The organism is Rhizobium cauense (assembly GCF_019511525.1).
Taxonomy (GTDB): domain Bacteria; phylum Pseudomonadota; class Alphaproteobacteria; order Rhizobiales; family Rhizobiaceae; genus Rhizobium; species Rhizobium cauense.
Window position 1 is genome coordinate 131,659 of record NZ_JAEUAT010000019.1, and the last position, 7,006, is coordinate 138,664.

The 7,006-nt window shown below is 61.4% G+C and carries 9 protein-coding genes and 1 pseudogene; 7 read left to right on the top strand and 3 right to left on the bottom strand.

All coding sequences use genetic code 11. The features are described 5' to 3' along the window. Positions 1 to 18: 18 nt before the first annotated feature. The 5 genes from JNB88_RS27125 (at position 19) to JNB88_RS27145 (ending at position 3,088) form a co-directional block, all read left to right on the top strand. The gene (locus JNB88_RS27125) at positions 19 to 960 is read left to right on the top strand and encodes an ATP-binding cassette domain-containing protein (RefSeq protein WP_220358153.1); all 942 of its coding nucleotides are present in this window, start codon (positions 19 to 21) and stop codon (positions 958 to 960) included. Next, positions 953 to 1,765 (top strand): zinc ABC transporter permease subunit ZnuB, encoded by an 813-nt coding sequence (znuB, locus tag JNB88_RS27130; protein ID WP_037128470.1) that lies wholly within the window; start codon positions 953 to 955, stop codon positions 1,763 to 1,765. Before JNB88_RS27125 ends, znuB begins: the two co-directional genes overlap by 8 nt. Then, a complete protein-coding gene (locus tag JNB88_RS27135) occupies positions 1,765 to 2,163 on the top strand; it encodes a Fur family transcriptional regulator (RefSeq protein WP_037128469.1) in 399 nt (132 codons plus the stop codon). The genes znuB and JNB88_RS27135 overlap by 1 nt, the downstream gene beginning before the upstream one ends. A 117-nt stretch (positions 2,164 to 2,280) precedes the next feature. Next, entirely contained in the window at positions 2,281 to 2,721 is a 441-nt protein-coding gene (locus JNB88_RS27140) for a hypothetical protein (protein ID WP_220358154.1), read from the top strand. 13 nt (positions 2,722 to 2,734) lie between these two features. Further along, a complete protein-coding gene (locus tag JNB88_RS27145; protein ID WP_220358155.1) occupies positions 2,735 to 3,088 on the top strand; it encodes a hypothetical protein in 354 nt (117 codons plus the stop codon). A gap of 3 nt (positions 3,089 to 3,091) precedes the next feature. Here the strand turns inward: JNB88_RS27145 and JNB88_RS27150 are convergent, their stop codons facing one another. Then, on the bottom strand, positions 3,092 to 3,619 hold the full coding sequence (locus JNB88_RS27150; RefSeq protein WP_220358156.1) for a gamma carbonic anhydrase family protein: 528 nt from the start codon (positions 3,617 to 3,619) through the stop codon (positions 3,092 to 3,094). A gap of 10 nt (positions 3,620 to 3,629) precedes the next feature. Continuing rightward, on the bottom strand, positions 3,630 to 4,325 hold the full coding sequence (locus JNB88_RS27155; protein ID WP_220358157.1) for a fumarylacetoacetate hydrolase family protein: 696 nt from the start codon (positions 4,323 to 4,325) through the stop codon (positions 3,630 to 3,632). Positions 4,326 to 4,490: 165 nt separating this feature from the next. On the opposite strand from JNB88_RS27155, the gene dusA reads away from it, so the two are divergent. Beyond that, positions 4,491 to 5,519: a tRNA dihydrouridine(20/20a) synthase DusA gene (dusA, locus tag JNB88_RS27160; protein WP_220358158.1), complete on the top strand. Its 1,029-nt coding sequence runs from the start codon at positions 4,491 to 4,493 to the stop codon at positions 5,517 to 5,519. Positions 5,520 to 5,591: 72 nt separating this feature from the next. Here dusA and JNB88_RS27165 read toward each other — a convergent pair whose 3' ends face one another. After that, the gene (locus JNB88_RS27165; RefSeq protein WP_007533154.1) at positions 5,592 to 5,804 is read right to left on the bottom strand and encodes a cold-shock protein; all 213 of its coding nucleotides are present in this window, start codon (positions 5,802 to 5,804) and stop codon (positions 5,592 to 5,594) included. Between the two features lie 1,077 nt (positions 5,805 to 6,881). Here JNB88_RS27165 and JNB88_RS34705 point away from each other — a divergent pair. Beyond that, positions 6,882 to 7,006, top strand: a pseudogene (locus JNB88_RS34705) (IS5/IS1182 family transposase); the annotation flags it as partial.

Below are 7,006 nucleotides of genomic sequence, written 5' to 3' on the forward strand. Positions count from 1 at the left end.
AGCACATTCGGAAAAATGATGTTCTCTCCCGCAAATTCCGAAGCGAAGCCATTGGTCTCGCTTTCCAATGTCGGCGTTCGCAGAAACGGCCGCTGGCTCGTCCGCGGTGTGGACTTCGCCGTCTCGCGCGGCGAGATCGTCACGCTGATCGGTCCCAATGGTTCAGGAAAATCGACGACCGTGAAGACGGCTATCGGCGTGCTGAAGCCGGATGAGGGCAGGGTGGAGCGAGCCGCTGGCCTGAAGGTCGGCTATGTGCCGCAGAAGCTGGCGATCGACTGGACGTTGCCGCTTACCGTGCGCCGGTTGATGACGCTGACCGGGCCTCTGTCCGACGCCGATATGGCGGCTGCTCTCGACGCGGTTGGACTGTCGCACATGCTCGGTGCCGAAGTGCAGCATTTGTCCGGCGGCGAGTTTCAGCGAGCCTTGATGGCGCGCGCCATCGCCCGCAAGCCCGATCTGCTCGTGCTCGACGAACCTGTGCAGGGTGTCGATTTTTCCGGCGAGATAGCGATTTACGACCTGATCCAGTCGATCCGCAACACGACTGGCTGCGGCATCCTGCTGATCTCGCACGACCTGCATGTGGTCATGGCGGCGACGGACACCGTGATCTGCCTCAACGGCCATGTCTGCTGCCGCGGCACACCGCAGGCGGTGACTCAGAGCGCGGAATATGTCCGCCTGTTCGGTAGCCGTGCGGCGCAGGCGCTCGCGGTCTATAGCCATCATCACGACCATACGCATCTGCCGGATGGCCGGGTGCTGCATTCCGACGGTTCCGTCACCGATCATTGCCACCCCGACGATGGCCACCATCATGCCCACGATGGGCACGACCACGCCGGGCATGACCATGCCGGCCATAGCCACGACCACAGCCATGCCGGCGGCGATCATCATCATCACGATCACGGCCACGATCACAAGCAGCCCGCAGGAGAGCGCCATGTTTGACGATTTCTTCGTCCGCGCGATCCTTGCCGGTGTCGGGCTTGCGCTGACAACCGGCCCTCTCGGCTGCTTCATTATCTGGCGGCGCATGGCCTATTTCGGTGACACGATCGCCCATTCAGCGCTGCTCGGTGTCGCGCTGTCGCTCTTGCTGCAGTTCAACCTGACGCTTGCGGTGTTCCTCGTGGCGGCGACGGTTTCGATCCTCCTGCTGTTCTTGCAGAAACGCCAGGCGCTGTCCGCGGATGCGCTGCTCGGTATCCTCTCGCATGCAACGCTGGCGATCGGCCTTGTCATGGTCGCCTTCATGAGCTGGGTCCGCATCGATCTCATTGCCTTCCTGTTCGGCGACATCCTTGCGGTCTCGAAGACGGATATTGTTATGATCTGGGGTGGCGGCATTCTCGTGCTGGCGGCGATCGCCTGGCTCTGGCGGCCGCTTCTCGCCTCGACGGTCAATCCCGAGCTTGCCGAGGCCGAGGGCCTGCAGCCGGAGCGGGCGCGGCTCTTCTTCATGCTGCTGATGGCCGTCGTCATCGCGATCGCCATGAAGATCGTCGGAATCATGCTGATCACCTCGCTGCTGATCATCCCGGCTGCCGCTGCCCGGCGTTTTGCCTCGACACCGGAGGTGATGGCCGTCTTCGCCTCTCTGATCGGTGCCGTCGCGGTTGTCGGCGGGCTGTTCGGCTCGCTGACCTACGATACGCCCTCCGGCCCGTCGATCGTCGTCGCGGCCCTGATCCTCTTCATTCTGAGCCTGCTGCCGAAGCGCGGGCGCGGGCAGGTCCCGGAAGGACAACGTTGATGAATGCACCTGCTTTGACCAAGAACCAGGCTCTCGTTTTCGAGGTTCTCGAAAAGGCGGACGGACCGCTCAGCGCCTACACGATCCTCGACAAGCTGCGCGATCACGGTTTTCGCGCGCCGCTGCAGGTCTACCGGGCTTTGGAGAAGCTGCTTGAATATGGCGTCGTGCACCGGCTCGAAAGCATCAACGCCTTCGTTGCCTGCGCGCATCCCGATCAGAACTGCCACAGCCACGGCATCGTCGCCTTCGCGATCTGCGAGAGCTGCGGGCATGTGATGGAATTCCACGATCACGAGGTCGATCACCGCCTGATGAACTGGACGCGCGGCAAGAAGTTCAAGGCGGAGAAGACTACGATCGAGATTCGCGGACTGTGTGAGGCGTGCGCGGCTTAGTTTGATGCCACGCTCATACAACCGACTTCTCTTTATGATTGTGTATAATTGCAAATGTAATTATTGATTGTGTTTTTGGCTGGTTTATGATGTGCGGCAGGGCTGGGGACCGCGCATATGCCGAAACTTCATGGATTGTTGCTGATACTGACCATTTCGCTTGGCGGGTGCTCCGTCTTTGCGCCGGCCTATAATGAGGCCGTCTATTCCAAGCTCGACGGCGCGCATTCGAGCCTGACGAAGATCGAGACCACGTTGGAGACAAAGGCGCCGCAACGTGCGCGCTATCGCGACGTGGAGCCATACTACATTGAGGCTCTTGCGATGGTGAAGGACGCGAGCGACATCGCCGGGCAGCGCCCGGCGTATCTCCGGGGCAAACCATCGGCACACGCTGCCCAACTCTTGGTCAACAACATCGAACGCTGCCGGCAGTCCATCGAAATCTCGCGAGCCGCTTTCGAAGAGAATGGCCAGCAGGCCAACGAGGCGGACAATGTTTCGATCGTGCGAAATACGTGCGGGATCGCCAAGACGATGGAAGGCTCATTGAAGTAGAGGGGAAGCACCCATGCCTGTTGACGGGACTTTTGCACCAAAATCTGCCGAAGAACTGCTTGAGGGATTGTTGTCCGTCGCTGCCGGGACGGCAAAGAAGCAATGGACCGCCATTCGCGACGAGATGACTTATCAGCTGGGCTTTATTGCGCAGAAGACCGCCAAGGTCATGGCGCAGCTTGCGGCCAAGACGATCACCGTGAAGGCCGCGGACCTGACACTGCATCTGCTCGAACTCAATCTGAACAGCGCGCTGGCCGAGTTCGAGTTTCTCCTCTACAGCGCGGCACAGAAGATCCTGACCGCCGTTTTCGATCTCGTGAAGACGGCCGTCAAGAACGTGACCGGCATCGGCCTGCTGTTCTGACTTTCACAGAGGGCGCAGGTCCCGTGCGAAACGCTGCCAGTTGCCGACATATTTCTCGGCCGAGCGGCGAAGACCCTCAATCGCTGCATCGTCGAGCGTGCGGATAACCCGCGCGGGTGAGCCGACGATCAGCGAATTGTCGGGGAATTCCTTGCCTTCGGTGATCAGTGCATTGGCGCCGACCAGGCAGTTGCGGCCGATCTTGGCGCCGTTCAATACCGTGGCTCCCATTCCGATCAAGGAATTGTCGCCGACCGTGCAGCCGTGGACGATAGCGTGATGGCCGATAGTGCAGCCTTCACCGATCGTCACGGGAAAGCCCGGATCCGTATGCAGCATCGCGCCTTCCTGGATGTTCGTCGCCTTGCCAACGGTTATCGGCTCGTTGTCGCCGCGCAGAACCGAGCCGAACCATATGCCGACGTTTTCACCGACCGTCACCGCGCCGATCACATGCGCATCTGGCGCGATCCAATAGGTGCCTGATGGCGGCAGGTCCGGCGTCAGTCCGCCAAGCGCGTAGGTGGGCATGGTGTTCCTCTCAGGCTACCTTGACGGACAGCGTGGCGATGCCGTCGATGCCGCAATCGACGGCATCGCCTTTTTTCACCGCACCGACACCGGCGGGCGTTCCCGTCATGATCACATCGCCAGGCGCCAGGATAAAGAGCTTCGACAGTTCGGCGATAATCTCCGGTACTTTCCAGATCATCTGGTTGAGGTCGCCGTCCTGGACGCGTTTGCCGTTCAGCTCCAGCCAGATCCGCCCGGCCGAGGGATGTCCGAGCTTGGCTGCCGGAACGATCGGCGACACGGGCGCGGAATATTCGAAGGCCTTGGCGATCTCCCAGGGGCGGCCGAGCTTCTTCGCCTCGGCCTGCAGGTCGCGACGGGTGAAATCGATGCCGACGGCGTAGCCGTAGATACAGTCGAGCGCCTTTTCAGCCGGGATATCCTGTCCGCCGGCTTTGAGCGCCAGCACGCATTCGACCTCGAAATGGACGTCGCTTGAGAGCGGCGGGTAGGGGAAATCCTTACCTGCTGGTAGCAGGTTGTCGGCATTCTTCTGGAAGAAGAAGGGCGGCTCGCGTGAGGGGTCATGGCCCATCTCGATCGCATGGTCGGCATAATTGCGTCCGACGCAATAGACGCGACGGACGGGAAAGGACTCGGCGGTGCCTTCGACGGGAAGCAGGACGGGTTGCGGAAGCGGGATGACGGTAGCGGGAAGGGACATTGCACGCTCTTGCTGTTCTTGAGTCCCCGTGATCTTAGACGGAAAGCAACCGCGGGGGGAAGTCGGTTCGGCAGGGCGCGTGGAAACGTCGCCCTTCCATACCGGCATTGCTGCCCTGCATCCGGCAAACTGGCGTTTTTCCTGCCTTTGCGCTATGAGCGCCGCATGACGACATCCAACTTCTATGCCGAGGCCCTTAGAACTGGTCGGCCGATCTTTGCCGTTGCGCCGATGATCGACTGGACGGATCGCCATTGCCGCTATTTCCACCGGCAGATCAGCCGCAATGCGCTGCTCTATACGGAAATGGTCGTCGCCGATGCGATCATCCATGGTCCACGCGAACGCCTGCTGTCCTTCGATGCGGCGGAGCATCCGGTGGCGCTGCAGCTCGGCGGGTCGGATCCGGCCAAGCTTGCGGAAGCGGTGCGGATTGCTGCGCCCTACGGCTATGACGAGATCAACCTGAATGTCGGCTGTCCCTCGGATCGAGTGCAGTCTGGGACTTTCGGCGCGTGCCTGATGCTGACGCCAGAGACGGTGGCAGAGTGCGTGAGAGCGATGAAGGCGGTGGCCGATGTTCCCGTAACGGTGAAGTGCCGGATTGGGGTCGACGAGCAGGATCCCGAGGTCGCTTTGCCCGGTCTTCTCGACCGGGTGCTTGATGCCGGGGCCGACGCGGTGTGGATCCATGCACGCAAGGCCTGGCTGAAGGGCCTGTCCCCGAAGGAAAACCGCGAGATCCCGCCGCTCGATTACGAGATCGTCTACCGCACGAAGCAGGCACGGCCGGATGTCTTCATCGGCATCAACGGCGGCATCCAGACGCTCGACGAGGCGGCCGGGCATCTGAACCACGTCGACGGCATCATGCTCGGGCGCGCGGCCTACCAGAACGCCGCCATTCTCGCCGATGTCGACCCTCGCTTCTACGGCGGGTCGGCGGAGGCGGCAGACTGGGGCGCGATCCGTGACCGGATGATGGCCTATGCCGAGCGCCATATCGCTAGCGGCGGGCGGCTGCAGCAGGTGGCGCGGCATATGGTCGGACTGTTCACCGGGCTGCCCGGCGCGCGGCGCTATCGGCAGATCCTCTCGACCGATGCGGTGAAGACGGGAGCCGGGCCCGAGGTGATCGCAGCCGCCTTTGCCGCGGTGGATTTCGACAGCGCGCGGGAAGCGGTCGGCGCGTAGCGGCCATACCCCAAACGAAAACGGCGCCCCTTGCGGAGCGCCGTTGCCATTTCTGCCGAAGCAGAAAACGGATTAGTTAGCCGAGATGTTGACGGCCTTCGGGCCCTTGCCCATGCGGTCCGGCTCGGTGTCGAAGGTAACCTGCTGGCCTTCGCGCAGCGACTGGATGCCCGAAGCCTGCAGCGCGGAGATGTGGACGAAAACGTCCTTCGCGCCGCCTTCCGGCGTGATGAAACCAAAACCCTTGTCCTGGTTGAAGAATTTTACGGTGCCCTTGGTGGCCATTGGGATAGGTCCTTTTCCCTGTAGTCTTTCTGGTATCCACTCCCCCGAGAGGAAATGGACGGCTTTCGCTTTCGCGCTCCCTCATCAAAATTCAGCGCGCGAAGGGTCAGTCGAGTAGTTCACGAACGGGGAAAGAACGTCTACGCACGCAGGTGTCCCCCACGCTGCCTTCCTCGCGGAAGGCGTTACCACATCAGTCCAGTCACCGGCATGCAAATGCCCGAGAGCCGCATTTGGTGACAGCATTCGAGGCAAAAGGCAAGCGGCAATATTGTGGCACGCGATTCTGCCGGCCGGGAATAGCCAAAGATTCAGACACTTGACGAATGGTAAGCATTCACAAGCGTTGCTGTGCCGTTCCCGGAAACTGTCCCGTAACGGCACCACCCGTCGCGCGCCAGGCACTGCGAGGGTCGGAGGTCGGCGCTGCGTCAAGTCGTGACATCCCGACGCGCGTAATGCTTTTGCATGCGTTTCGATTGGCGCCGGACGGCTGTATGTTAGCATTTGCTGCATGAGTATTTTCGTACATGGCGGCCTGCATTTCATCGCATTCATCGTCGATCCAAAGTGAGAGCGTCTGATATGGATGCGTTTTCCGATCGAAATTGCGTTGTCATTACCGACATGGGCCAGATGGCGGCTCTGGAAGCTGAGTGGAATGCGCTGTGGCGGAAGGCGAAGGGCTCCTTTCACCAAAGCTATTCCTTTGCCCTCCACAGCTGGAACGAAATCGCGGCGCCCGGCGGGCGTTCGCTCTTTTGCATCGTCATCCGTGAGCGGGGGAGGCTGGTTCTGGTCTTTCCGCTGGTACGGTATCGCAAAGGCCCATGCCGGATGATCCGTCCTCTCGGCCCGAATGCCTCCGAAACCACCGATATGCTCGTCGATCCCGACTGCGATGCCGAGACGTATGCGCGGATGGCCTGGCGGGCCGTGGAGGACCTGTCGAAGGCCGATATCGTCCACATGCCGTTCGTCAGGGCGGGATCGGTGCTCGATCGGTTGATCCGCTGCGGCCGCAGCGTCGGCGAGGCCGATGTCGCGCCCTTTGCCGACCTGCAGGACCAGACTGACGTGAGCGTCCGGCGAAGGCATTTTCGAGTGTCGAGAGCTATTGGCCCCGTTTCATCTCATCGGCCATGACGCGGTCGATCATGTCGGGATCGCATTGTGTGTCGACGAGGAACTCGCGGATACCG